This window comes from Streptomyces canus (assembly GCF_041435015.1).
In the GTDB taxonomy this organism is placed as follows: domain Bacteria; phylum Actinomycetota; class Actinomycetes; order Streptomycetales; family Streptomycetaceae; genus Streptomyces; species Streptomyces canus_G.
Window position 1 is genome coordinate 8,810,280 of record NZ_CP107989.1, and the last position, 24,024, is coordinate 8,834,303.

The following is a 24,024-nucleotide window of genomic DNA, read 5'->3' on the forward strand; positions in this document are numbered from 1 at the left end:
CCGCGGAGTGGCTTGTATCACATTCAAGCCAGGGTGTTGTCAACCCCCCTGTGCGGCCGGTGCTGCCCCCCGCGCGTAGACGGGGGGTTGCCACATGGTCGCGACCGGTCACCGGTCCGTACGTTTCCTCAGGTCAGCACGTTTCCTGAGAGAGCCGGAGCCCGGACATGCCGCAGAGCACCGCAACCGTCGCACGCCACCCGCGCGGTACGTCCAACGCTCCGCCCGCCGGAAGCGAATTCGCACCCGTCCTGCGCGCCGTGAAGGGCCAGGGTCTCCTGGACCGCCGCCACGGCTGGTACGCCCGGGCCATCACCGTCAACGCACTCGCCCTCGCCGGACTCGTCACCGCCGTCGCCCTGTCCGGCGACTCCTGGCGCACCCTGCTGCTGGCCCCGCTCCTCGCCCTGTTCTCCGCCCGCACCGCCTTCATAGGCCATGACGCGGGCCACGCGCAGATCACCGGCGACAAGGCGGTCGGCCGCGCCATCGGTCTTGTCCACGGCAATCTGCTGCTCGGGATGAGCTACTCCTGGTGGAACCACAAACACCATCGCCACCATGCCAACCCCAACCACATCGACAAGGACCCCGACGTCGTCGCGGACGTCCTCGTCTTCACCGGCGAACAGGCCAAGGGGCGCACCGGCTTCCGGCGCTGGCTCACCCGCCGTCAGGCATGGCTGTTCGTCCCGCTCACCCTCCTCGAAGGCGTCGCCCTGAAGGTCCAGGGCTTCCGGGACCTGCGCCGACAGGCGCCGGGAGAGCGTGCCGTGGAGGGCTTCCTCCTGGTGGGCCATCTCGCCGCCTACGCCGCCCTGCTGCTGACGACCATGTCCCCCGGCAGGGCGCTGGCCTTCGCGGCGATCCACCAGGCGCTGTTCGGCCTGCACCTCGGGATGGCCTTCGCCCCCAACCACAAGGGCATGGAAATGCCGGACCCGGACGGCGAGTCCTGGGGCCACCTGCGTCGCCAGGTGCTCACCTCCCGCAACATCCGCGGCGGCATCCTCACCGACTGGTTCCTCGGCGGCCTCAACTACCAGATCGAGCACCACCTCTTTCCCAGCATGCCGCGTCCCCATCTGCGTCTCGCGCAGCCGCTGGTGCGCGCCCACTGCCGGGATCTGGGTATCTCCTATACGGAGACCGGACTCGTCGACTCCTACCGACAGGCCCTGAGCCACATGCACGAGGTGGGCGAGCCACTGCGGGCGGACCGTTAGGAGGAAGCGCGCGCATCCGGGTCGTCTCAGGGCGAGGTCTCAGGGTTGTCTCAGGGTCGCGATTCGGAACTGCAGGAGGCGCGGACCCGTTTTTCTGGACAGAGAGCGGCAACCGCCGCGAAGGAGGCGACGCACATGTCGAAGAACGCGAAGATCGCCGCAGGGGGAGTGGCGGTCGGACTGCTCCTGCTGATCTGGCTGCCCTGGTGGGCCTCGGTCCTGATCATCCTGGGCGTCCCGGCCGCCGCGTACCTGACCCTGGACCCCTCGCAGCGGCGCCGGCTGCGCCGCGCCACCCGCAAGGAGCTCGGCCGCTGACGCACCCGCACCGGCCGGGAGCACGACAGGCCCGGACGGTGCGGCGCGGCGACTCAACTGGGACGTACGGCCATCTTGTCGAGCGCTTCCAGCAGCCCCGGCAGTTCCGGGCCCCGGCCCACCGGCAGGACCTCCCCGGGCTCGTCGTCGAGCAGCACGAATGCGATGTCGTCGGTCCTGGCCACCAGCGACCAGCCCGGACCGTCGGCGCGCAGCGTCCGCGCGTCGCCCGACGCGAAGGACGACCGGACCCGCCCGAGGGGCGGCGGCGAATCTACGTAGGCGCGAGCCTCCGCGAGAACGCGCCGGATGCCGTTGTGGCCCTTGCGAGCCTCCTTCTCGGCCCCGCCGGAGATCTTGTCTTCCGCAGCTGCGTCTTCCGCAGCCCTTTCTCCTGTGCCCGCGTCTCCCGAGCCCACGTCGTCCGTGGCCGTGTCCTCCGGAGCATCGCGGTCCGCGGCCTCGTCGTCGGAGACCTTGCCGGCCACGGCCTTGTCACCCCCGGTGGGCCCGCCGTTCGGGCTCGGGAAGGCCGCGTCGTCGATCTGCTCCCGCCACATCGCCCACTGGAGCGCGATCTCATCGGCGCCCAGCCGCCGCTGGGCGGATCCCCAGGTGGAGGTGTCCGGCGGCGTCAGCGGCGGGCCCTCGGCCGTCTCGGGATCGGGGTCGTGCGGCGCCGGCACACCGGGCGCGGCGACGGCGACCGCGAGCGGCCAGCCGGGCAGTGCGGCCACGACCGTGCGCTCGTCGGGCGACAGGTCGTACTCCATGCCGCAGTCCCAGGACGCGATGGCGACCGCGACCAGCGAGACGTCGTCGATGACGACCGTCCATCGCGCGCCGCCGCCGTCCTGGCCGAGCACCAGGCCGTACCCTTCGGCCAGCGGTGCCAGACCGAGCGCCGCGCAGGCCTCCGGATAGTCGTCGCCCAGCACGCTCGGGAACTTCGCCGGCGTCAGCAGCACCGCCGTCAGCACATAGAGCGCGTCGTCCGCAGCGGCGACGGCGTCCTCGTCCGTCCCGGCCATCCCAGCCTCCCCATCGGTTCGTCCAACGGCGCGCACCCTAGTGTGCGCGGAAGGCCCTTGTCACGACTCCCAAGCACACCCGGAGCTGCAGTTTTCCGGCTGGACGGGGCGAATCGACCATCCCTTGCCGGCCGGTCAGGCCGTCGGCAGTCCGAGGAGCGCACGTGCCACCGTACGCGGCGACTCGTCGCGCTCCCGCGCGAGGGCGACGACGGCCCGGCACGCGAGCTCGTTGACCCCGAACGACAGTGCCTCCGGCGATACCCAGGCCGAGGCCTCGTCGATCCGGTCCTGATCGTCCTCCGCGCAGGCCGAGACATACGCGGCGGCGGCCTCGAACAGATTGTGTGTACGGGCCTCCCCGCCGGCGGGTGCCTCGGTGCGCAACGCACTGACGAATCTGGTGCTGGACTTGCGGATCCTGCCCCACATGCCGACGACCTTCCCCCTGAGCGACGTGCTCCTGCCGAACGTTCATTTCCTGCTACTCAACGTTAGTCGGAGTCCTGGCCGCAGGAGAGGGACGGGGCGGCGAAGCCTCAGTCCGCTCGTCGACCGACGCCCGGTGCGGAGCACCCGGATGGTCGACGGAGCCGACGGCCCGGGGCGGTCGTACACGTGACGCCCGGAAGGGCCGGAAAACGGTCAACCAGCTTCGCGGAGCCGGATACTTGTGTCTTCTCACGACATGGCTACCAGGGGAGTGGTGAGGTGAACTCTGGCGGAGAGAGTGGTCGTTGGGGCGTGGGCAGCGGTCGGGGCGGTCGGCACGCCGTGGTCGTGGGCGGGAGCCTCGCAGGGCTTCTCGCGGCGCACGTCCTGGCCGGGCACGCCGACCGGGTGACCGTCGTCGAGCGCGACCGGCTGCCGGACGGTCCCGAGCCGCGGCCGGGCGTGCCGCAGGGCCGGCATCCGCACGTCCTGCTGCAGGGCGGGCAGGTGGCCATGGAGTCGCTGCTGCCGGGGTTCCTGGCAGAGCTGCGGGAGGCGGGCGCGCCTCGGGTGGGCATGCCGTCGGACATGGTGATGTGGCAGACCGGCCGCTGGTTCCGCCGACTGCCCGCGACGACACACATCTACACCGGTTCCCGTGCGCAGCTGGAGGACCTGGTGCGGCGGCGGGTTCTCGCCAACCCGGTGATCAGCGTGTTGGAGGGGACCGACGTCGTCGGGTTCCTCGGTGACGCCTCGCGCGTGCGGGGTGTGCGGGTGCGGGACCGCTCCGGCGACGCCCGTGCGGAGTCCCGGCCCCTGGAGGCCGATCTGGTCGTCGACGCCTCCGGCAGTGGCACGAAGGCTCCGCAGTGGCTTGCGGCGATCGGCGCCGAGGGCCCGCAGGAGGAGACCATCGACACGGGACTCGCCTACGCCTCCCGCGTCTACCGCGGCACGAACGGCGCCCTCGACGGCGAGACCCGCGGCTACTACGCCTATCCCGACCCCGAGCAGGTGCACGCCGGTGGCGCTCTGCCGCTGGAGGACGGCAGCCACCTGGTGATCGTCTCGGGCCTGCGCGGTGACGAACCGCCCATGGACGACGACGAGTTCGTGACGTACGCCAAGAGGTTGCCGCATCCGCTGCTGCACCGGTGGCTGGACGAGGCCGAACCGCTTTCCCCGTCCTTCGGCTTCCGACGGACCGCGAACATCCGCCGCCGCTACGACCTTTCCGGCCACCCGGCGGGATTCCTCGCCACCGGCGACGCCCTGTGCACCTTCAACCCGATCTACGGGCAGGGCATGGCCGTTGCCGCGATGAGCGCGGTCGCCCTGCGGGACGCGCTGGCCGACCGGCGCCGGACGCCCACGACACAGCGTGTGCAGCAGGCGCTCCTTGCGGCGTCCCGGCTGGCGTGGGACATCTCCGCCGGGGCGGACCGCAAGATGCCGGGTGCGGTCGGCACGGCGATCGACGGTGGGCCCGCGGATCAGGTCGCCGGCTGGTACCTGAGCCGCGTCCAGGAGCGGGCCCCGGGCGACCCTGTCGTGGGGCGGGCCTTCCGTGCCGTGCTGACCCTCTCCGCGCCCGTCACCGCCCTGTTCGCTCCGCCCGTGGCCCGGGCCGTCCTCTTCCGGCCACCCGCGCCGACGCCCACCGAGCCGCCCGCGGCACCGGAGGAGTCCGGGTCCCGGGCGCAGTGATCAGCTCACTCGGGCTGTGCGTTCCGGTCCCGATCCTCCGGCGCTCGGCCAACGCCTAGGAAGAGGCCCCGTCGAGTGACGCGATCGTCTCCCGCAGCCAGTCGAGCTCGGCCCGGGAGGTGGCGCGTGCGATGGTCAGCACACCGCGCCGAAAGGGATCGTCCAACTCCTCGGCGCTCAGCGGCCGGTCGCCCTCGTAGAAGAAGCTCGCCGGCTCCTCCAGGAAGGCGAGTCGGCGCCGCAGTACGGCTGCCTGCGCGCCCGCGTCGTCCAGGTGCCGGAGGAAGGCGAGGACGGTGAACCATCGGTTCTCGTCGGTGATGTCGCGCGCGGCCGGTTCGGCGAGCCGGCGGCGCAACTCCTGACGGCCTTCATCGGTGAGCGTCAGGACATGGCGGGGCGCGGCCACGGCACCAGGTTCCGTCGCGCGCGCCAGCAGCCCTGCCTTCTCCAGCCGCTTGATCGCCGGATACAGCGTGCTCTCGGCCACGGGCCGCACGTGACCCGCCAGTGCCGTGATGCGTTTGCGCAGCTCATAGCCGTGCAGCGGGGTGTCGTAGAGGAATCCGAGGATGGCGAGCTCCAGCATGCATGCATTCTGCCGTATCGGCGCTGTACATCCCTGTCGTATTACCTCCTCTACGCTATACATCGGTGACGATGTATCGTCCTGGGTGACGCATCGAGGGAGGGCACCATGAGGCAGGCCGAGTTCGACGGCAAGGGAAGCTGCATCCGCTGGACCGAGACGCCCGGCGAGGAGCCGGCACGCGTGTACGTGCACGGGCTGGGATCGATCTCGACCGTCTATCACGCGCACATCGCGGCCCGGCCCGAACTCGCGGGCCGGCGCAGCTTGTTCGTCGATCTGCCCGGACACGGGGTGAGCGATCGTCCCGAGGACTTCGGATACACGCTGGAGGACCACGCGGACGCCCTGGCCGCCGCGCTGGACGCCGCGGAGTTGACCGACGTCGAGATCGTCGCGCACAGCATGGGCGGGTCGGTCGCGCTCGTGCTCGCCCACCGCCGGCCCGAGCTGGTCTCCCGGCTGGTCCTCACCGAGGCCAACCTCGACGCCTCGCCTCCGGCCACGGCGGGCAGCACCTGGATCGACGCCTATGAGGAGGACGACTTCGTCGCCGGCGCCCACGCGCGCGTGCTCGAGAAAGTTGGCCCCCTGTGGGCGGCGACCATGCGGCTGGCCGACCCGCGCGTCCTGCACCGCAGTGCGACCGGGCTCAGGCGCGGATCGGCGCCCATGATGCGCGCGATCCTCGAAGGGCTGCCCATCGACCGCGTGTATCTCCAGGGCGAACTCAGCGGTGAACTGGAGGGGCGACAGACGCTGGAGGCGACAGGAGTGCGGGTGGTGACCGTCCCCGGCGCCGGGCACAACGTCATGCTCGACAACCCCGACGCCTTCGTGGCGGCGGTCGCCGGGACGGTGTGAGCCCGGTCAGTCCTCGCGGACGGCCAGGGCCAGGAAGCGGGCGTCCTCGTCGGCGTACGACGTCATGCGCCAGCCCGAACCGGCCAGCAGAGGACGGAGGTTGGGCTCCGCGCGCAGGTCCTCCGGGGTGATCTGCCGCCCCTGGCGTGCGGCGAGCGCCGCTCTGCCGATCGGATGGAACAGGGCAAGGACGCCGCCGGGCCGCACCACCCGGGCCAACTCGCGCAGATTCTCGGCCGGTCGGGGCAGATGGGAGATCAGGCCCGCTCCGAAAACGGCGTCGAGCGACCGGGAGCCGAGCGGCAGCGCGGCCACGTCGGCGAGCAGCAGTCGCCCGTCCCGATCCCGTCCGGCCCGTACGGCGGCCTCCACCATGGCCGGGGTCAGGTCGGCTCCCACGACCACTCCAGAGGGCCCCACGGCCGCACGCAGGGGCGGCAGGGCCCGTCCGGTGCCGCAGCCCGCGTCGAGCACGCGGTCGCCCACGCGCAGTCCGAGTTCCGCGACCGCGGCGGCGTAGGCCGGACCGTCGTCCGGGAAACGGCTGTCCCAGTCGGCGGCACGGGCCGAGAAGAACTCCTGGACATGCGTGTGGTCGTCGCTCATGTTCCGCATGATCTCTCACTGACACGGATGGGGGGCCGTGTGCGCACGTTCGAGCGTGACGCGATCGTTCAGGTGCATCTCTGCGCCATATTGCAGCACCTTTCGAAATGCGCCCTCTTTGTGCGCCCCTGCCCCCACTAGCGTCCCTTGGCCATGGGACACCTGGACCACGCTGCCCTGGGCTGGCTGACGCCCACGCTCTCGTACGTCATGGCCTGTATCGGCGCCGCGCTCGGCCTGCGCTGCACCGTCCGCGCGCTCGGCGCCACCGGGCGTTCGCGCCGCAACTGGCTCATCACCGCGGCCTCGGCCCTGGGCACCGGCATCTGGACCATGCACTTCGTGGCCATGCTCGGCTTCAGTGTCAGCGGTACCGACATCCGCTACGACGTACCCCTGACCATCGCGAGCCTCCTGGTCGCGATGCTCGTCGTCTCCGCAGGGGTCTTCGCGGTCGGCTACAGCCGTGACCGGGTCCGCGCGCTCTTCCTGGGCGGGCTCACCACCGGCCTGGGCGTGGCGAGCATGCACTACCTGGGCATGGCGGCCGTACGGCTGCACGGCGGCGTCCACTACGACCCGGTGCTGGTCGGACTCTCCGTCCTCATCGCCGTCGTCGCGGCGACGGCGGCCCTGTGGGCGGCGCTCAACATCAAGTCACCCGTCGCCGTCACCCTCGCCTCCCTCATCATGGGCGCCGCGGTCAGCAGCATGCACTACACCGGGATGTTCGCGGTGAGTGTGCGGGTCTCGCCCTCCGGTGCCGTCCTGCCCGGGGCCACGGCGATGCAGTTCATCTTCCCGCTCGCCGTCGGCCTCGGCTCCTACCTGTTCCTGACCTCGGCCTTCGTCGCCCTGTCACCCACGACAGGAGAGCGCGAGGCAACCGCCTCGGCCCAGCGCACGGTCGAGAGCATCCCCTCCTAGCGGCGGATCCGGGCCGGACGGCCCGGCGACACGCCCCCGAACCACTCCCGAGCGAGGAGGCCATGCGTACACCGCGTAGGACCCCCACAGACGGCGTCGAGACGCCGCTCCAGACACCCGCGCGCGGGCGACGCGCCCACGCCGGACGACCGGCCGACGAAAGCCCGGACGACCCTGCGGGCCCCCTGCCGGAGGACATACCCGTGCGCGCGGGATCCTGGCGGATACGCCCCCGCACGGTCCGCGCCAAGATCGTCTGCCTCCTCATGGTGCCCGTCGTCTCGCTGCTCGCCCTCTGGGCGTACGCCACGGTCACCACCGCCCAGGACGTGGCCCGGCTGCGGCAGTTGCAGCGCGTGGACGACGCCGTCCGCTCTCCCGTCACCGACGCCGTGACAGCGCTCCAGGCGGAGCGTTCCGCCGCGGTCCGCTACGCGACCGACCCGTCCGCCGCGCAGAGCGACGACCTCCGCAAGCTCGCCGAGCGCACCGATCAGGCCGTGGCACGGCTGCGGCTGGGTGACGGCAACACCGTCGCCGACAGCGAGGAACTGCCCGCCGGTGTCGCCCAGCGGCTCGAAGTCTTCGTGACCGGCGCCGAACAACTGCGCTCCGTGCGCACCGCCGTCCTGGACCGCAGCGCCGGATGGGACGAGACGTACGGTCGCTACACCAGGACCATCGCCGGTGCCTTCGCGGTGGGCGGCGCCCTCACCGGCATCCAGGACGCCGACCTCGGCTCCGACGCGCGCGTGCTGCTCGAGTTCTCTCGCGCCGGCGAGTCGCTGGCCCAGGAGGACGTCGTGCTGGCCAGCGCGCGCCTGGCGGGCGTACTCGCCGGTGAGCGGCTGCGGCTGTTCACCGGAGCCGTCGACACCCGCCGGGCCCTCACCGAGGGCGCCGTGGCCGACCTGCGTGGCTCCGACCGCGCCGCCTGGCAGAAGGTCGCCGACAGCGGCGCCTACACCACTGTGACAGCCGCCGAGGACCGGACACTCGCGGCCGCCCCCGGCGTACGCGCCGTCGAGTCGACGCCGCAGGCCACCTGGCAGGCGGCACACACGCGTGTGCAGAGCGGCATGCGGACCGTCGAACAGGCGGCGGGCAGCGGCGTCGCCCACCGCGCCGACCCGTTCACCCGGGGGCTGCTCACCCCGGCCGGCGCCGCGGTCCTGCTCGGTCTGATGGCCGTCGCAGCGTCGCTCGTCATCTCCGTGCGTATCGGGCGCGGACTCGTCGTCGAGCTGGTGAGCCTGCGCAACAGCGCCCTCGAGATCGCCCGCCGCAAGCTGCCCGAGGCCATGGGGAGGCTGCGGGCCGGCGACGAGATCGACATCCAGTCCGAGGCCCCGCCAGGGCCGCCCGCGGAGGACGAGGCCGGTCAGGTCGCCGAGGCCCTGACCACCGTGCACCGCGCGGCACTGCGGGCCGCCGTGGAGCGCGCCGAACTCGCCAGCGGCATCTCCGGAGTCTTCGTCAACCTCGCCCGCCGCAGCCAGGTCCTCGTCCACCGCCAGCTGAGCCTGCTCGACAGCATGGAGCGCCGCTCCGACGACCCGAACGAACTGAGCGACCTCTTCCGGCTCGACCACCTCACCACCCGCATGCGTCGCCACGCGGAGAGTCTGATCATCCTCTCCGGAGCGGCACCCGGCCGCGCCTGGCGCATGCCGGTGTCGCTGACCAACGTGGTCCGCGCGGCCGTCTCCGAGGTCGAGGACTACGCGCGCGTGGAGGTGCGTCAGCTGCCCGACGCCTCCGTCGTCGGCGCGGCGGTCGCCGACCTCACCCACCTGCTGGCCGAGATCATCGAGAACGCCGCCCAGTTCTCACCGCCCCACACGCGCGTGCGGGTCACCGGCGAACCCGTCGGCAACGGCTACGCCGTCGAGGTCGAGGACCGCGGTCTGGGCATGGGCAAGGAGACCCTCGCGGAGGCCAACCGGCGCATCGAACAGTCCGAGGCCCTCGACCTGTTCGACAGCGACCGGCTCGGTCTGTTCGTGGTCAGCAGGCTCGCGGCCCGGCACGGCATCAAGGTGCACCTGCGCACCTCGCCCTACGGCGGCACCACCGCGGTCGTCCTGCTGCCCACGGCGCTGCTGCACATCAAGGCGGCGGAACGTTCCCCCGCCAAGGCCGCCGACCGGGAACGGCTCACGGAACGCGAGTACGCGCGCGTGGCCGCCGCCGAACGGGACCAGGAGTCCGTCCCCGCTCCGGCCGAGCGGCCCGCCCTGGTGGCTCCCCTGGCGGCCTCGGCGGACCGGGGAACGACCGACACTCCGCCCTCCGGAGTCACCGCCCTGCGTCTGCGCCGCCCGCCCGACGAGCCGGGGGAGTCCGACGACCTCCCCCGCCGGGTACGCCAGGCACACCTCGCTCCCCAACTGCGCGAACAGCGCTCCGAGGAGCCGGCCCCGGCAGCCGCCGGCCGGGACGACGACGGCCGTACCCCCGAGATGGTCCGGGACCGGATGGCGGCGTACCGGGACGGCTGGGCGCGCGGCGGCGGCAGGCAGCCCGGTCGTGGTGCCACCCCTGATTCCCCAGCGGGCAGAGACAGCAGCGAAGGAGACCGAGGATGATCCAGGACCCGAGCACGAGGGCCGACATGGGAGTCCCCCCGCGCGAGCGAAACCGCGAGTGGGGAAGGTCCGGCGAACTCGACTGGCTGCTGGACGACTTGGTGCTGCGGGTGAGCGAGGTACGGCATGCCGTGGTGCTCTCCAACGACGGCCTCGCCGTGGGGGCCTCGACGGACCTGCGCCGCGAGGACGCGGAACACCTCGCCGCGGTCTCCTCCGGCTTCCACAGCCTCGCCAAGGGGGCGGGCCGGCACTTCGGCGCTGGAGGAGTGCGCCAGACCATGGTCGAGATGGACGACGGGTTCCTGTTCGTGGCCGCCGCGGGAGACGGCTCCTGCCTCGCCGTCCTCACCGCTGCGACCGCGGACATAGGCCTGGTCGCCTACGAGATGGCACGGCTGGTCAAGCGGGTCGGCGAGCACCTCTACACGCCACCGCGCGTGGGCGCGCGGCCGCCCGCGGCAGGATGAGTGGGAAGGGCGGTCGGCTCGGATGACCGAGGACATGGAGGGCGTCCCGTACGAACCGGGCAGCCAGTGGTACGACGGCGAGGCCGGCCCCCTCGTCCGCCCCTACGCGATGACCGGCGGACGCACCAAACCCGGCCCCACCGGGGTGCGTTTCGATCTGATCGCCCTTGTCACCCTGGACGTGGGCGCACCCGGAGCCGACGACGACACGGCGCTCGGGCCTGAACACCGTGCCCTGATCGACCTGTGCCGTACGGAGACGCAGTCGGTGGCGGAACTCTCCGCCGACGCCGACCTGCCCGTGGGCGTGGTCAGGGTGCTCCTGGGAGACCTCCTGGAACTCGGCTGTGTCACCGTCAGCCGCCCGGTGCCGCCCGCGCAGCTGCCCGACGAACGGATTCTGCGCGAGGTGATCGAAGGGCTCCGGGCGCTGTAGATGAACGTTCAGAACCACCGCGGTCCAGTACGGCACCGACTCGTGCACCCTTTCCGACACCGATCGGGCGCGAGTCGGTCACAACGGGCAATAAGCGGTCCAACCACTCGAAGGGGAGCTCCAGTTGTCATGATGCTGCCTTCGCGACCCCCTACCGATGTAGCCGCCCGTTGCCGGCCCTCCCGAGAGAAGTGATCGATGGTCTCCGAGAACTCCGATGCCCAGGGCGGCGAGACGACCGCCCTCGCGCTGAAGATACTGGTCGCCGGCGGTTTCGGCGTGGGCAAGACCACCCTGGTGGGCGCCGTCAGCGAGATCCGGCCGCTGCGCACGGAGGAACTGCTCAGCGAGGCGGGCCAGTTGGTGGACGACACCGGCGGTGTGGACCAGAAGGTCACCACCACGGTCGCCATGGACTTCGGGCGCATCACCATCCGCTCAGGCCTGTCCCTCTACCTCTTCGGCACCCCGGGGCAGGACCGCTTCTGGTTCCTGTGGGACGAGTTGTCGCAAGGAGCCCTGGGCGCCGTCGTCCTCGCCGACACCCGGCGACTGGAGGACTGCTTCCCGGCCGTGGACTACTTCGAGCACCGGCACATCCCCTTCGTGGTGGCCGTCAACTGCTTTGCCGGTGCCCGCACCTACGGCGCCCACGACGTCTCACGCGCCCTCGACCTCGACCAGGGCACACCCGTGGTGCTGTGCGACGCGAGGGACCGTGACTCGGGCAAGGAGGTGCTGATCCGACTGGTCGAGTACGCCGGGCGGATGCACACCGCCCGGCTGCTCGACTCGGTGGGCTGATCAAGAGGTGGGCCCACTCACCCGCGCGTCACTCTGCGAGGGCCTTCTCTGCCAGCACCTTGTCGATCTTCACGCGGACGAGGAGTTCTCCCGGAACGCCGTTGCGGGCGCCGAACTCCTCGGCCCGTTCCTCGCCCATGTACCGCGCCCCGATCCGCCCGGCCCAGTGCCTGACCTCGTCGAGAGCCTCCGACAGCCGGGCCTGGCCCCGGAGTACCACGTAGCCGAAGGGCGGCCGGTCGTCGTCCACACACAGGGCGACGCGTCCGTCCCGCGCCAGGTTGCGCCCCTTCACGGTGGCCTTGCCGGTGTTGAACACCACGTCGTCACCGTCGAGTACGAACCAGACCGGTGCCACGTGCGGGCTCCCGTCGGCCCGGACGGTCGACAACTTGCCGGTGCGGGTGCCGTGCGAGACGAACTCCCGCCATTCCTCATCGGTCATCTTCTGTGCCATGTCCCCATTCTCCTTGCCCCGCCGACAGCCGTGGGGAAGGCTTGTGTGGAGATCCTCCGGGCAGGAGGAGACGTCACACGGGGAGACGGGACACATGCCGCAGAAGCAGGGGCTCGGCTGGCTGCTGGACGATCTGACCGAGCGCGTCGACCATGTGCGGCACGCGCTGGTGCTGTCCAATGACGGGCTGGTCACGGGCGCCAGCACGGGGCTGCGCCGTGAGGACGCCGAACATCTCGCCGCCGTCTCGTCCGGACTGCACAGCCTGGCCAAGGGTTCGGGACGCCACTTCGGCGCGGGCAAGGTACGGCAGACGATGATCGAGTTCGACGACGCGGTGCTCTTCGTCACCGCGGCGGGCACCGGCAGTTGCCTGTGCGTGCTCAGCGGCTCGGACGCCGACATCGGCCAGATCGCCTACGAGATGACGCTGCTCGTCAACCGGGTCGGCGAGCACCTCGACGTGGACGCCCGCCAGCCCGAGCGGAGCCCGGCGCCAGACCTCTGACCTGCGCGTTCTTTGGTCCACGGGGAGTTATCCACAGGCTCGCCACGCATCTCGCCGCACCGGCTACGGTTTTTGTCACGGCGAGCGCACACAGCGTGAGCGACGACTCCACGGGGAGAGCGACCATGTCGGGCAGCCTGACCACCCAACGCCAACACCAGCCGTACACGCCCAGCCGAGCCGCCCGTGAACTGGGCCTCAAGCGAAGCGAGTTCGACCTCGCGGTGCACCTCGGGCAGATCCGGACCGTGCCCGACGAGGGAGGCGGGGGGCGACGCGTCACCGGCTCCGAGATCGACCGGCTGCGGGCGACGGACGGTTTCCCGGACTCGTTGCTTCAGCGTGTGCGGGTCGTGGGCACCACCGAGGGCGCGAAGGTCATGGACGTCCCGGCGGGCAGGTTCACCCGCTTGGCCCGCCTGGGCCTGTTCTCGCCGGTGCGCTTTTATCTCAACCGGTACCGAGCCGTGGTGTGGATGTATCTCGCCGAAGAACTCGAGGAGTTCACGGCCGTCGAGGAGAACACCCCGCTGCTCACCGCACGCCGTATGCCCGAAGGACTGCGCGACATGCTGGACGCGGGCGTGGACCTGCGGGCCCGCAACTGGCGGGGACGCCACCGCGGATTCCTCCTGCGGCTCGCCGAAGACCCCTGGGAGAGCGCAGGCGCCCTCGCCGCCTTCCTCGACCCCGTCCAGATCGCGGAGCTCGTCCCCGACCCGTACGAGCGATCCCACCTGAGCCGCTTCCGGCCGGGACCACCGGCCCAGGGCGCGCAGGGATCGCCCGCCGCACACCTCATCGAGAAGATCATGACGGCGGACCACCCGGACGAGATCGAATGGCTCAGGACCGACCTGACCCGCGCCCTGGAGGACGCCCGGACGTTTCGGCCCGCGCCGCGCCCCACGGCCCGGCGGTCGATCTCCACCCAGCCGCAGGACCTGTCGACGCCCCAGGAGGAGCCGACCCGCGGCCTGCTGGGCTGGCTCCGGCGCAGAAGCTCATGACCTACAGCGGGCGGAACAAGCCTTCCTGGACGACGGACACCAGCAGACGCCCCTCCAGGTTGTAGATCCGGCCACGAGCCAGACCTCGTCCGCCCGTCGCGATCGGCGACTCCTGGTCGTACAGGAACCACTCGTCCGCGCGGAACGGCCGGTGGAACCACATGGCGTGATCCAGCGACGCGATGTCGAAGCTCCGCGGGCCCCACAGGGGCTGGACCGGGATGCGGACGGCGTCCAGGAGGGTCATGTCGCTCGCGTAGGTCAGCGCGCAGGTGTGCACGACCGGGTCGTCCCCGAGCGGCCCGACCGCGCGCATCCACACCGCGCTGCGCGGCTCGGCGTCCTTGACCTCCTCGGCGCTCCAGCGCAGCCGGTCCACATACCGGATGTCGAAGGGCTGGCGACGCGCCATCCGCTCCAACTGCTCGGGCAGTTCGCCCAGATGCTCCCGGATCTCGTCGCCGACCCTCGGCAGGGACTCCGGCGCCGGGACCTTGCGGGCGGGCGGCAGCTGGTGCTCGAAGGGACCTTCCTCAGGCTTGTGAAAGGAGGCGGTGAGATTGAAGATCGTGCGGCCCTGCTGCACGGCGGTGACCCGGCGCGTCGTGAACGACCGTCCGTCCCGCACCCGCTCGACCTGGTACACGATCGGTACGCCGGGCCGGCCGGGGCGCAGGAAGTACGCGTGGAGCGAGTGCACCGGGCGCTCGCCGTCCGTGGTGCGGGCGGCGGCGACCAGCGCCTGGCCCGCCACCTGGCCGCCGAAGACCCGCTGGAGGGACTCGTGCGGGCTTCGGCCACGGAAGATGTTGACCTCGATCTGCTCCAGGTCGAGCAGGTCGACGAGCCTCTCGGCCGGGTTCGTCATGGGTGGGATTCTCCTGTGCTCACAGCTGGCCGACATCGGTGACCCGGACGACCGCGCGGCCCTCCGCGTCGGAGGCGGCAAGGTCGATCTCCGCGCTGATGCCCCAGTCATGGTCGCCGTTCGGGTCGGCGAAAGTCTGCCGTACGCGCCACAGCCGATTCTGCGGCTGCTCCTCGATCTGCAGCAGCTTGGGACCGCGGGCGTCGGGTCCGGTGCCGAGGTCGTCGTACTCGTCCCAGTACTTGTCCATGGCCTCGCCCCACGCGTCGGCGTCCCAGCCGGCCTCGGCGTCCATCTCGCCGAGCACCTCGACCTGGTCGAGGGCGGCGAGTTCGACGCGACGGAACAGGGCGTTGCGGACCAGGACGCGGAAGGCGCGCGCGTTGGTGGTGACCGGCTTGACCTCGTCGGCCCTCTCCTGGGCCTCCTCGGCGGTCATCTCCTCGGGGTTGGCGAGCTGCTCCCACTCGTCCAGGAGGCTGGAGTCGACCTGGCGGACCGTCTCGCCGAGCCACTCGATCAGATCCTGCAGATCCTCGGACTTGAGGTCGTCGGGGATGTTGTGGTCGAGCGTCTTGTAGGCGCTCGCGAGGTAGCGCAGGACAATGCCCTCGGTGCGCGCCAGCTCGTAGAAGGAGACCAGCTCCGTGAAGGACATGGCCCGTTCGTACATGTCACGGATGACGGACTTCGGGGAGAGGGGATGGTCGCCGACCCAGGGGTGGCTCTTGCGGTAGGTGTCGTACGCGTGGAAGAGGAGCTCCTCCAGGGGCTTCGGGTACGTGATGTCCTGGAGGCGTTCCATGCGCTCCTCGTACTCGACACCGTCCGCCTTCATCGCGGCCACGGCCTCGCCCTTCGCCTTGTTCAGCTGGGCGACGAGGATCTGACGGGGGTCGTCCAGCGTGGACTCCACGACGGAAACCATGTCCAGGGCGTAGGACGGCGATTCGGGGTCGAGCAGCTCGAACGCGGCGAGCGCGAAGGTGGACAGCGGCTGGTTGAGCGCGAAGTCCTGCTGGAGGTCCACCGTGAGGCGGACGATGCGGCCACTGGCGTCGGGCTCGTCGAGCTTCTCGACGATGCCGCCGTCCAGCAGCGAGCGGTAGATGGCGATCGCCCGCCGGATGTGCTTCAGCTGCTGCTTGCGCGACTCGTGGTTGTCCTCCAGGAGATGCCGCATCGCCTCGAAGGCGTTGCCCGGACGGGCGATCACCGACAGCAGCATCGTGTGAGTGACGCGGAAGCGGGACGTCAGCGGCTCCGGTTCGGAGGCGATCAGCTTCTCGAAGGTGTTGTCCGTCCAGCCGACGAAGCCCTCGGGCGCCTTCTTGCGGACGACCTTGCGGCGCTTCTTCGGGTCGTCGCCGGCCTTGGCGAGCGCCTTCTCGTTCTCGACGACGTGCTCGGGTGCCTGGGCGACGACGAAGCCTGCCGTGTCGAAGCCCGCCCGGCCCGCGCGGCCCGCGATCTGGTGGAACTCACGAGCGCGCAGGGTGCGGACGCGGTTGCCGTCGTACTTGGTCAGCGCCGTGAACAGCACGGTGCGGATGGGCACGTTGACGCCGACACCGAGTGTGTCCGTGCCGCAGATGACCTTCAGCAGACCGGCCTGGGCGAGCTTCTCCACCAGCCGCCGGTACTTGGGCAGCATGCCGGCGTGATGGACCCCGATGCCGTGCCGTACGTAACGGGAGAGGTTGCGGCCGAACTTGGTGGTGAAGCGGAAGTTGCCGATCAGGTCGGCGATCTTGTCCTTCTCCTCGCGCGAGCACATGTTGATGCTCATCAGCGCCTGCGCCCGCTCCACCGCCTGCGCCTGCGTGAAGTGCACGATGTAAACGGGTGCCTGCTTGGTCTCCAGGAGTTCCGTGAGGGTCTCAGTGAGCGGGCTGAGCTTGTACTCGTAGGAGAGCGGCACGGGGCGGGTCGCCGAGCGGACCACCGACGTGGGCCGGTTGGTGCGCCGGGTCAGGTCCTTCTCGAACATCGAGACGTCGCCGAGCGTGGCCGACATGAGGACGAACTGCGCCTGGGGCAGCTCCAGGATCGGGATCTGCCAGGCCCAGCCGCGGTCCGCCTCGGCGTAGAAGTGGAACTCGTCCATGACGACCTGGCCGACGTCCGCGCCCTTGCCGTCGCGCAGCGCGATCGAGGCGAGCACCTCGGCGGTGCAGCAGATGACGGGAGCGTCGGCGTTGACGGACGCGTCGCCGGTCAGCATGCCGACGTTCTCCGTGCCGAACATCTTGCACAGCTCGAAGAACTTCTCCGACACGAGCGCCTTGATGGGCGCGGTGTAGAAGGTGACCTCGTCACGGGCGAGGGCGGCGAAGTGCGCACCCGCCGCGATCATGCTCTTGCCGGAGCCGGTGGGCGTCGACACGATCACGTTCGCGCCGGAGACCACCTCGATCAGCGCCTCCTCCTGATGAGGGTAGAGCGTCAGCCCCCGCTCCTCGGCCCACGACTCGAAGGCGTCGTAGAGGGCATCGGGGTCGGCGGTCGGCGGCAGCTGATCGATGAGGGTCACCCACCCATCTTGCCTGCCCGGATGCCCGATGGGGGAATCGGATGCGAGTGGGAAGATCACGACCAGTACGCTGTGTCACCGACGGAGCGTCAGCGCAGCCGGTCAACTGGACAGTGGCACACGAGGAATGGGGCGGGCAACGCCGATGATGGGACCAGCACACTCACTGTCGGGCGCCGCGGCCTGGCTGGGCGTAGGAGCGGCGGCTGCCGCCACGGGACACACCATGCCGTGGCCCGTACTGCTGGCTGGAGCCCTGATCTGCGCGGGCGCCGCGCTCGCTCCCGACCTCGACCACAAGGCGGCCACGATCTCGCGGGCCTTCGGGCCGATCTCACGGGGCCTGTGCGAGATCGTCGACAAACTCTCGTACGCCGTCTACAAGGCCACCAAGAAGCAGGGCGACCCGCGTCGCTCCGGCGGACACCGCACACTCACCCACACCTGGCTGTGGGCCGCGCTGATCGGCGCGGGGTGCTCGGTGGCGGCGATCACCGGCGGTCGCTGGGCGGTGTTGGCGATCCTGTTCGTGCACATGGTGCTGGCCATCGAGGGCCTGCTGTGGCGTGCGACCCGAGGTTCCAGCGCCGACGTCCTGGTCTGGCTGCTGGCCGCGACCAGCGCGTGGATCATAGCGGGTGTTCTGGACAAGCCGGGCAACGGCTCGGAGTGGCTGTTCACGCAGCCGGGCCAGGAGTACCTGTGGCTGGGACTGCCGGTCGTGCTGGGCGCGCTCGTGCACGACATCGGGGACGCGCTGACGGTCTCCGGCTGCCCGATCCTGTGGCCGATCCCGGTGGGCCGCAAGCGCTGGTATCCGATCGGCCCGCCGAAGGTCATGCGGTTCCGGGCGGGCAGCTGGGTCGAGCTGAAGGTGCTGATGCCGGTGTTCATGCTCCTCGGGGGAGTGGGCTGCGCGGCCGCGCTCAACTTCATCTGAGGCCGGGGCGACGGATTCGTCCGTCAGCTCCCCTGACCGGTCCCGCCTCCGTAGCGCCGCTCGAAGGCGGCCACACGTCCCTCGGAGTCCACCGTCCGTGCCTTGCCGGTGTAGAAGGGGTGGCTCTCGGAGGAGATCTCGACGTCCACCACCGGGTAGGTCTCGCCGTCGTCCCACTCGATGGTCCGGTCGCTGGTGGCGGTGGACCGGGTCAGGAATGCGTAGCCGGCAGAGCGGTCACGGAAGACGACCGGGTGGTAGTCGGGCTGCTTGTCCTGCTGCATGGCTGCTCCTTCGGCGCTGCGGGATGGGGCGTGGGCAGTGCGGTGGGCGGTGCGGGACCTGTCGGTCGGCCACGGCGGTCAGCCGGACAGAGGCTCCTCGTCGACGATGTGCATCGCGGCCTCCTCCGCGGATGCCGCGGCACCGTCGATGCCCACGTCCGTGGCGATCAGCGCGCTCTCCTCGTCCTCGTGGGCCCCTTCGTCCGGGGCCACGAGACGGCCGGAGCGCATCGCGCCGACCTCGTTGTCCAGGAGCTCGCCGTCGGAGCCGTCGTAGTCACCGAGGCCGTCACCGTCGGACGGCGCGAGGTCGGGCGTCTCCTCCGCGAGCCGTTGGTCCAGCGTCTCGCCCTGTCGGCGCTCCGCGGCCGTCACACCGCTGTGCTCCACCGCCCACGGCCTCTCCGGCGGGGACCAGCCGCGGTCCAGAGGGTCGCCGACTCCGTCGTCCTCCAGGGTGTCCTCCGCGTCGAGCAGACCCGCGTCGTCCTGGATCTCGGAGCCGTCGGGCTGGTAGACGTCGTCTCCCCATCCGTCGGAGCTGTCCACGGGTACCTCCAAGTGAAGGGGACGGACCCGGTCCTTCCGCGGCCCGGGGCGGACCACGGACTCACGGGGCACTTGCCGCGCCCGCCGTCGAACCATGCCGTCCGCGGACGCTCCCAGAGCCGGTGCTGCTGTCCAGCCTTCCACCCCCCTTCGGGACGGCGCAACGCCAAGGGGGCGCTGCGCTGGCTCGAGTGGCGGTTGGTGGGGGGCGGGGTCTGGGTTGCGCCGGTTGTCGGAGGGGGCGGGGGTGAGGGTCGGAATCGGTCGTTGGAGGGGCCGGGGTGTGTGGAGCGGCCGGTTGGTGGGGGGCGGGGTCTGGGTTGCGCCGGTTGTTGGAGGAGGTCCGGGTATGGATCGGACTCGTCGTCGGAGGTGGCGGGGGTGCGTGCTGGGCTGGCCGGTGGAGTGGGTCGTGGTGCGGGCCGGACCGCGCGCACTCGTTGCAGGGGCAGGGGGTGTGGGCTGCGGAGGGATGGGCTGGGTCGGCCGATGGAAGGGCCGGGATTCCGGGTGCGGCCGCAGGGCGACTGGCCAGGCCCGCCTACCTTGCCGACACAGCAGCGGCCCGCGAGACTGCACAGCCGCCGAGCCGCCGAGCCGCCGAGCCGCCGAGCCGCCGAGCCGCCGAGCCGCCGAGCCGCCGAGCCGCCGAGCCGCCGAGCCGCCGAGCCGCCGAGCCGCCGAGCCGCCGAGCCGCCGAGCCGCCGAGCCGCCGAGCCGCCGAGCCGCCGAGCCGCCGAGCCGCCGAGCCGCCGAGCCGCCGAGCCGCCGAGCCGCCGAGCCGCCGAGCCGCCGAGCCGCCGAGCCGCCGGGGTCATGGGCCTCAGGGCTCACGGACCCCGAGGCTCAGCAGCCCAGCCGACATCCCGCTCAATCGGCACCCCCGCCAGCTCCAAGGACGCTCGGCACCTCCGGCACGCCGGGCACCCCCGCACTTCCGGCACGCCGGGCACCCCCGCACTTCCGGCACGCCGGGCACCCCCGCACTTCCGGCACGCCGGGCACCCCCGCACTTCCGGCACGCCGGGCACCCCCGCACTTCCGGCACGCCGGGCACCCCCGCACTTCCGGCACGCCGGGCACCCCCGCACTTCCGGCACGCCGGGCACCCCCGCACCTCCGGCACCCCCGGCACTCACACTCCCAGGCGCCCGCGCCCCCGTCCCCGTGCTCATCCGCACAGCCCCCACCCCCCCCCAACCCTCGATTCCCCCATCCCTCACCCGTGCCACGACCTCCACAACGCCGCGTACGCCCCGTCCGCCGCCACGAGTTCGTCATGGCTGCCCAGCTCGCTGATGCGGCCGTTCTCGACGACGGCGATGACGTCCGCGTCGTGGGCGGTGTGCAGGCGGTGGGCGATGGCGACCACGGTGCGGCCGTCGAGGACGCGGGCGAGGGAACGTTCCAGGTGGCGGGCAGCCCGAGGGTCCAGCAACGACGTCGCCTCGTCCAGGACCAGGGTGTGCGGGTCGGCCAGCACCAGCCGGGCCAGCGCGACCTGCTGGGCCTGGGCCGGTGTGACGGTCAGGCCGCCCGAGCCGACCTCGGTGTCCAGACCGTCGTCGAGCGCACCCGCCCATCCGTCCGCGTCGACCGCGCCGAGGGCGGCCCAGAGCTCGGCGTCCGTGGCGTCCGTCCGGGCGAGCAGGAGGTTGTCGCGCAGGGAGCCCACGAAGACGTGGTGCTCCTGGTTGACGAGGGCCACGTGCTCGCGGACGCGTTCGGCGGGCATCCGGGACAGCTCGGCGCCGCCGAGGGTGATCCGGCCGTCCCGCGGCGCGTAGATCCCGGCCAGGAGACGGCCCAGCGTGGACTTGCCGGCACCCGAGGGACCGACCAGCGCCAGCCTCGTGCCGGGGGCGACCTCCAGGGACACCTTGCGCAGGACGTCCACGCCCTCCACGTAGCCGAAGCGCACCCGGTCCGCGTGCACGTCCCGCCCGTCGGGAGCGAGCCCGGCGTCCCCACTGGAAGGCTCGATGTCCCGGACCCCGACCAGCCGGGCCAGCGACACCTGGGCCACCTGGAGCTCGTCGTACCAGCGCAGGATGAGCCCGACCGGGTCGACGAGCATTTGCGCGATCAGCGCGCCCGTCGTCAGCTGGCCGACTCCGATCCAGCCCTGGAGCACGAACACCCCGCCGACCATCAGCACCGACGAAAGGATCATCACGTGGCTGACGTTGATGCACGGGAAGAGGACCGACCGCAGCCACAGGGTGTAGCGCTCCCAGGCGGTCCACTCCTTGATCCGCCGTTCCGACAGCTCGATGCGGCGGGCGCTCAGCCGCTGCGCCTCGACGGTGCGTCCGGCGTCCACGGTCTCCGCGAGCGCGGCGGCCACGGCGGCGTACCCGGCGGCCTCCGAGCGGTAGGCGGACGGCGCCCGCTTGAAGTACCAGCGGCAGCCGATCACCAGCACCGGCAGGGCGAGCAGCACGGCGGCGGCCAGCGGCGGCGCGGTGATGACGAGCCCGCCGAGCAGCAGGGCCGCCCACACCACGCCGATCGCCAGCTGTGGCACGGCCTCGCGCATCGCGTTGCCGAGCCGGTCGATGTCCGTCGTGATCCGGGACAGCAGGTCACCGGTCCCGGCCCGCTCCAGGACGCCCGGCGGCAGACCGACCGACCGTACGAGGAAGTCCTCGCGCAGGTCGGCCAGCATGCGCTCGCCGAGCATCGAACCACGCAGCCGCACCTCCCGTACGAACACGGCCTGGACGATCAGCGCGATCACGAACAGCCCGGCCGTCAGCTCCAGATGGAGTTCCTTCGCCCCGTCCGACACCCGCTCGACGAGGTCACCGAGCAGCCAGGGGCCGACCATGGAGGCGACGACCGAGACCGTGTTGACGCCGACGAGGACCGCGAAGGCGCGGCGGTGCCGCTGGAACAGTTCGCCCACATAGGCGCGTACGGTCGCGGTGGCTCCGACGGGCAGGGTGTTCGCCGTCGTCGGTGCCGCCGGGTCGTAGGCCGGTGGCGCCACGCCGATCATGCTGTCTCCTCGATCTCTTCCAGTTCGTTCAGTACGTCGTCGAGGGCGGCCTCTTCGTCCGTCTCGCGGGTGACGACCGCCCGGTACCGCGGTTCGTTGCGCACCAGGTCGCGGTGCACGCCGACCGCCGCGACCTCGCCCTCGTGCACGAGCACCACGCGGTCGGCGTGGTCCAGGAGCAGCGGCGAGGAGGTGAACACCACGGTCGTGCGCCCGGCCCGCAGGTCCCGCACCCCCTGTGCGATCCGTGCCTCGGTGTGCGAGTCGACGGCGGAGGTCGGTTCGTCCAGGACGAGCACCTCCGGGTCGGTGTACAGGGACCGGGCCAGGGCGAGCCGCTGGCGCTGGCCGCCCGACAGGGACCGCCCACGCTCGGTGATGCGCGCGTCCATCGGGTCCTCGGTGCTCAAGGACCCCTGGACCAGGGCGGCCAGCACGTCCGCGCACTGCGCTGCCGCGAGCGCCTCCTCGGCGCCGACGGCACCCGAGGCGGGCACGTCGAGCAGCTCGCGCAGGGTCCCGGACAGCAGGACCGGGTCCTTGTCCTGGACCAGGACCGCCGTGCGCGCCGAACCGAGCGGCAGCTCGTCCAGGGGCACCCCGCCCAGTAGCACCGACGTGCCCTCTTCCGAGGGGTGCCCGCCGAGGCGCTCGGCCAGCAGCCCCGCCGCGTCCGGGTCGCCGCACACCACCGCGGTGAGCCGGCCGGAGGGAGCGAGCAGACCGGTGGCCGGGTCGTACAGATCCCCGGCCGGCAGGCCGTTCCCGGCCCTGTCCCGCGAGCCTTCGGCGGACATGGCCCGCTGCAGTGACAGCACCCGGGCGGCCCGCGTGGCCGAGGGCCGGGAGAAGGAGTACGCCATGGCGATCTCCTCGAAGTGCCGCAGCGGATAGGAAAGGATCATGACCGAGCTGTAGACGGCGACCAGGTCGCCGATCTCGACGCGGCCCTGACGGGCCAGGTGGACGCCGTACCAGACGACCGCGATGAGCAGCAGTCCCGGCAGCAGTACCTGGATCGCGGCGATCAGGGACCACATCCGGGCGCTGCGCACGGCCGCGTGGCGGACCTCCTGGGAGGCCCTGCGGTAGCGGTCGAGGAAGAGTTCCTCGCCGCCGATGCCGCGCAGCACCCGCAGACCGGCGACGGTGTCGGAGGCCAGCTCGGTGGCGCGGCCGGCCTTCTCGCGCTGGACGTCGGCTCGCCGGGTCGCCCGGGGCAGCAGCGGCAGCGCCGCGAGGGCCAGGACCGGCAGGCCCACGGCGACCAGCCCGCCGAGTTGCGGCTGGTAGACGACCATTCCGGCGCAGACCACGACGACGGTGACCGCCGCCGCGGTGAACCGCGACCAGGCCTCCACGAACCAGCCGATCTTCTCGACGTCGCCGGTGGAGACGGCCACGACCTCGCCTGCCGCGACCCGCCGGGTCAGCGCCGAGCCCAGGTTGGCGGCCTTGTGGGCCAGCAGCTGCTGGACGCGCGCGGCGGCGGTGATCCAGTTGGTGACGGCGGTGCGGTGCAGGAAGGTGTCGCCGAGTGCGCTGCCGATGCAGCACAGCACCAGCAGGCCGCCCGCGAGGGCGAGTCGGCGGCCCGAGTGGTCGACGACCGCCTGGACGGCCACGCCGACGCAGAAGGGCAGCACGGAGATGGAGAGGAAGTGCAGCAGTCCCCAGGCAAGTGACTTGAGCTGTCCGCCCAGTTGGTTCCTGAAGAGCCACCACAGGAACCGGGAGCCCGAGCGTGCGTCGGGCACACCCGGGTCGGGATACGGAAGGTCTTGGATCTGCATGACGGTGATGTCCAGTGGCTCGTGTCAGGGGGTGGGAGGAAGCCGCAGACGGCGGCTGCAAACCGTGAAAGGGTCGCGGC

Annotated in this window: 23 protein-coding genes; 12 read left to right on the forward strand and 11 right to left on the reverse strand. The window is 71.5% G+C overall.

Annotation, left to right across the window (positions count from 1 at the left end):
• The first annotated feature begins 167 nt into the window (after positions 1–167).
• The gene (locus OG841_RS40215; RefSeq protein WP_371569241.1) at positions 168–1,226 is read left to right on the forward strand and encodes an acyl-CoA desaturase; all 1,059 of its coding nucleotides are present in this window, start codon (positions 168–170) and stop codon (positions 1,224–1,226) included.
• Positions 1,227–1,361: 135 nt separating this feature from the next.
• Positions 1,362–1,544 carry a hypothetical protein gene (locus OG841_RS40220; RefSeq protein WP_328636889.1) on the forward strand — a complete coding sequence of 61 codons (183 nt, stop codon included), beginning with the start codon at positions 1,362–1,364 and terminating at the stop codon, positions 1,542–1,544.
• A 53-nt stretch (positions 1,545–1,597) separates the two neighbouring features.
• On the opposite strand, the gene OG841_RS40225 is transcribed toward OG841_RS40220, so the two are convergent.
• Together OG841_RS40225 and OG841_RS40230 are read right to left on the reverse strand one after the other, a co-directional pair.
• Positions 1,598–2,575 carry a hypothetical protein gene (locus tag OG841_RS40225; RefSeq protein WP_371569244.1) on the reverse strand — a complete coding sequence of 326 codons (978 nt, stop codon included), beginning with the start codon at positions 2,573–2,575 and terminating at the stop codon, positions 1,598–1,600.
• 135 nt (positions 2,576–2,710) lie between these two features.
• Complete coding sequence (locus OG841_RS40230) at positions 2,711–3,007, reverse strand: hypothetical protein (RefSeq protein WP_328636887.1); 297 nt, start codon at positions 3,005–3,007, stop codon at positions 2,711–2,713.
• Between the two features lie 348 nt (positions 3,008–3,355).
• Between OG841_RS40230 and OG841_RS40235 the strand changes: the two genes are divergently transcribed.
• Entirely contained in the window at positions 3,356–4,717 is a 1,362-nt protein-coding gene (locus OG841_RS40235; protein WP_371570955.1) for an FAD-dependent oxidoreductase, read from the forward strand.
• Positions 4,718–4,772: 55 nt separating this feature from the next.
• Here the strand turns inward: OG841_RS40235 and OG841_RS40240 are convergent, their stop codons facing one another.
• On the reverse strand, positions 4,773–5,306 hold the full coding sequence (locus OG841_RS40240; RefSeq protein WP_328636886.1) for a PadR family transcriptional regulator: 534 nt from the start codon (positions 5,304–5,306) through the stop codon (positions 4,773–4,775).
• A gap of 108 nt (positions 5,307–5,414) precedes the next feature.
• Between OG841_RS40240 and OG841_RS40245 the strand changes: the two genes are divergently transcribed.
• Positions 5,415–6,170 (forward strand): alpha/beta fold hydrolase, encoded by a 756-nt coding sequence (locus OG841_RS40245; protein WP_371569247.1) that lies wholly within the window; start codon positions 5,415–5,417, stop codon positions 6,168–6,170.
• A gap of 6 nt (positions 6,171–6,176) precedes the next feature.
• Here OG841_RS40245 and OG841_RS40250 read toward each other — a convergent pair whose 3' ends face one another.
• Entirely contained in the window at positions 6,177–6,776 is a 600-nt protein-coding gene (locus OG841_RS40250) for a class I SAM-dependent methyltransferase (RefSeq protein WP_328636884.1), read from the reverse strand.
• A gap of 153 nt (positions 6,777–6,929) precedes the next feature.
• On the opposite strand from OG841_RS40250, the gene OG841_RS40255 reads away from it, so the two are divergent.
• The 5 genes from OG841_RS40255 (at position 6,930) to OG841_RS40275 (ending at position 12,001) form a co-directional block, all read left to right on the forward strand.
• The gene (locus OG841_RS40255) at positions 6,930–7,703 is read left to right on the forward strand and encodes an MHYT domain-containing protein (protein WP_328636883.1); all 774 of its coding nucleotides are present in this window, start codon (positions 6,930–6,932) and stop codon (positions 7,701–7,703) included.
• A 62-nt stretch (positions 7,704–7,765) separates the two neighbouring features.
• Positions 7,766–10,291: a sensor histidine kinase gene (locus tag OG841_RS40260; RefSeq protein ID WP_371569250.1), complete on the forward strand. Its 2,526-nt coding sequence runs from the start codon at positions 7,766–7,768 to the stop codon at positions 10,289–10,291.
• Positions 10,288–10,761 carry a roadblock/LC7 domain-containing protein gene (locus OG841_RS40265; protein ID WP_371569253.1) on the forward strand — a complete coding sequence of 158 codons (474 nt, stop codon included), beginning with the start codon at positions 10,288–10,290 and terminating at the stop codon, positions 10,759–10,761. The genes OG841_RS40260 and OG841_RS40265 overlap by 4 nt, the downstream gene beginning before the upstream one ends.
• 22 nt (positions 10,762–10,783) lie before the next feature.
• Positions 10,784–11,197: a DUF742 domain-containing protein gene (locus OG841_RS40270; RefSeq protein WP_328636881.1), complete on the forward strand. Its 414-nt coding sequence runs from the start codon at positions 10,784–10,786 to the stop codon at positions 11,195–11,197.
• 198 nt (positions 11,198–11,395) lie between these two features.
• Entirely contained in the window at positions 11,396–12,001 is a 606-nt protein-coding gene (locus tag OG841_RS40275; protein ID WP_328636880.1) for a GTP-binding protein, read from the forward strand.
• Positions 12,002–12,029: 28 nt separating this feature from the next.
• Here the strand turns inward: OG841_RS40275 and OG841_RS40280 are convergent, their stop codons facing one another.
• Entirely contained in the window at positions 12,030–12,458 is a 429-nt protein-coding gene (locus OG841_RS40280; RefSeq protein ID WP_371569257.1) for a PPOX class F420-dependent oxidoreductase, read from the reverse strand.
• Between the two features lie 94 nt (positions 12,459–12,552).
• Between OG841_RS40280 and OG841_RS40285 the strand changes: the two genes are divergently transcribed.
• Together OG841_RS40285 and OG841_RS40290 are read left to right on the forward strand one after the other, a co-directional pair.
• On the forward strand, positions 12,553–12,966 hold the full coding sequence (locus OG841_RS40285) for a roadblock/LC7 domain-containing protein (protein WP_266524309.1): 414 nt from the start codon (positions 12,553–12,555) through the stop codon (positions 12,964–12,966).
• Between the two features lie 125 nt (positions 12,967–13,091).
• Complete coding sequence (locus tag OG841_RS40290) at positions 13,092–13,976, forward strand: DUF6397 family protein (protein WP_328636878.1); 885 nt, start codon at positions 13,092–13,094, stop codon at positions 13,974–13,976.
• A 1-nt stretch (position 13,977) separates the two neighbouring features.
• On the opposite strand, the gene OG841_RS40295 is transcribed toward OG841_RS40290, so the two are convergent.
• Positions 13,978–14,844: an acyl-CoA thioesterase gene (locus OG841_RS40295; protein WP_371569260.1), complete on the reverse strand. Its 867-nt coding sequence runs from the start codon at positions 14,842–14,844 to the stop codon at positions 13,978–13,980.
• Between the two features lie 19 nt (positions 14,845–14,863).
• Positions 14,864–17,377 (reverse strand): DEAD/DEAH box helicase, encoded by a 2,514-nt coding sequence (locus OG841_RS40300; RefSeq protein WP_328636876.1) that lies wholly within the window; start codon positions 17,375–17,377, stop codon positions 14,864–14,866.
• Between the two features lie 145 nt (positions 17,378–17,522).
• Here OG841_RS40300 and OG841_RS40305 point away from each other — a divergent pair, with 145 nt between their 5' ends.
• Positions 17,523–18,317, forward strand: coding sequence for a metal-dependent hydrolase (locus OG841_RS40305; RefSeq protein WP_371569263.1), 795 nt, complete (start codon positions 17,523–17,525; stop codon positions 18,315–18,317).
• Positions 18,318–18,340: 23 nt separating this feature from the next.
• Here OG841_RS40305 and OG841_RS40310 read toward each other — a convergent pair whose 3' ends face one another.
• From OG841_RS40310 to OG841_RS40325, 4 genes are all read right to left on the reverse strand, one after another.
• Positions 18,341–18,601: a type B 50S ribosomal protein L31 gene (locus OG841_RS40310; RefSeq protein ID WP_062051008.1), complete on the reverse strand. Its 261-nt coding sequence runs from the start codon at positions 18,599–18,601 to the stop codon at positions 18,341–18,343.
• A gap of 78 nt (positions 18,602–18,679) precedes the next feature.
• Complete coding sequence (locus tag OG841_RS40315) at positions 18,680–19,150, reverse strand: DUF5709 domain-containing protein (protein ID WP_328636874.1); 471 nt, start codon at positions 19,148–19,150, stop codon at positions 18,680–18,682.
• A gap of 1,219 nt (positions 19,151–20,369) precedes the next feature.
• Positions 20,370–22,151 (reverse strand): ABC transporter ATP-binding protein, encoded by a 1,782-nt coding sequence (locus tag OG841_RS40320; RefSeq protein WP_328636873.1) that lies wholly within the window; start codon positions 22,149–22,151, stop codon positions 20,370–20,372.
• On the reverse strand, positions 22,148–23,944 hold the full coding sequence (locus OG841_RS40325; RefSeq protein WP_328636872.1) for an ABC transporter ATP-binding protein: 1,797 nt from the start codon (positions 23,942–23,944) through the stop codon (positions 22,148–22,150). Before OG841_RS40325 ends, OG841_RS40320 begins: the two co-directional genes overlap by 4 nt.
• Between the last annotated feature and the right edge of the window lie 80 nt (positions 23,945–24,024).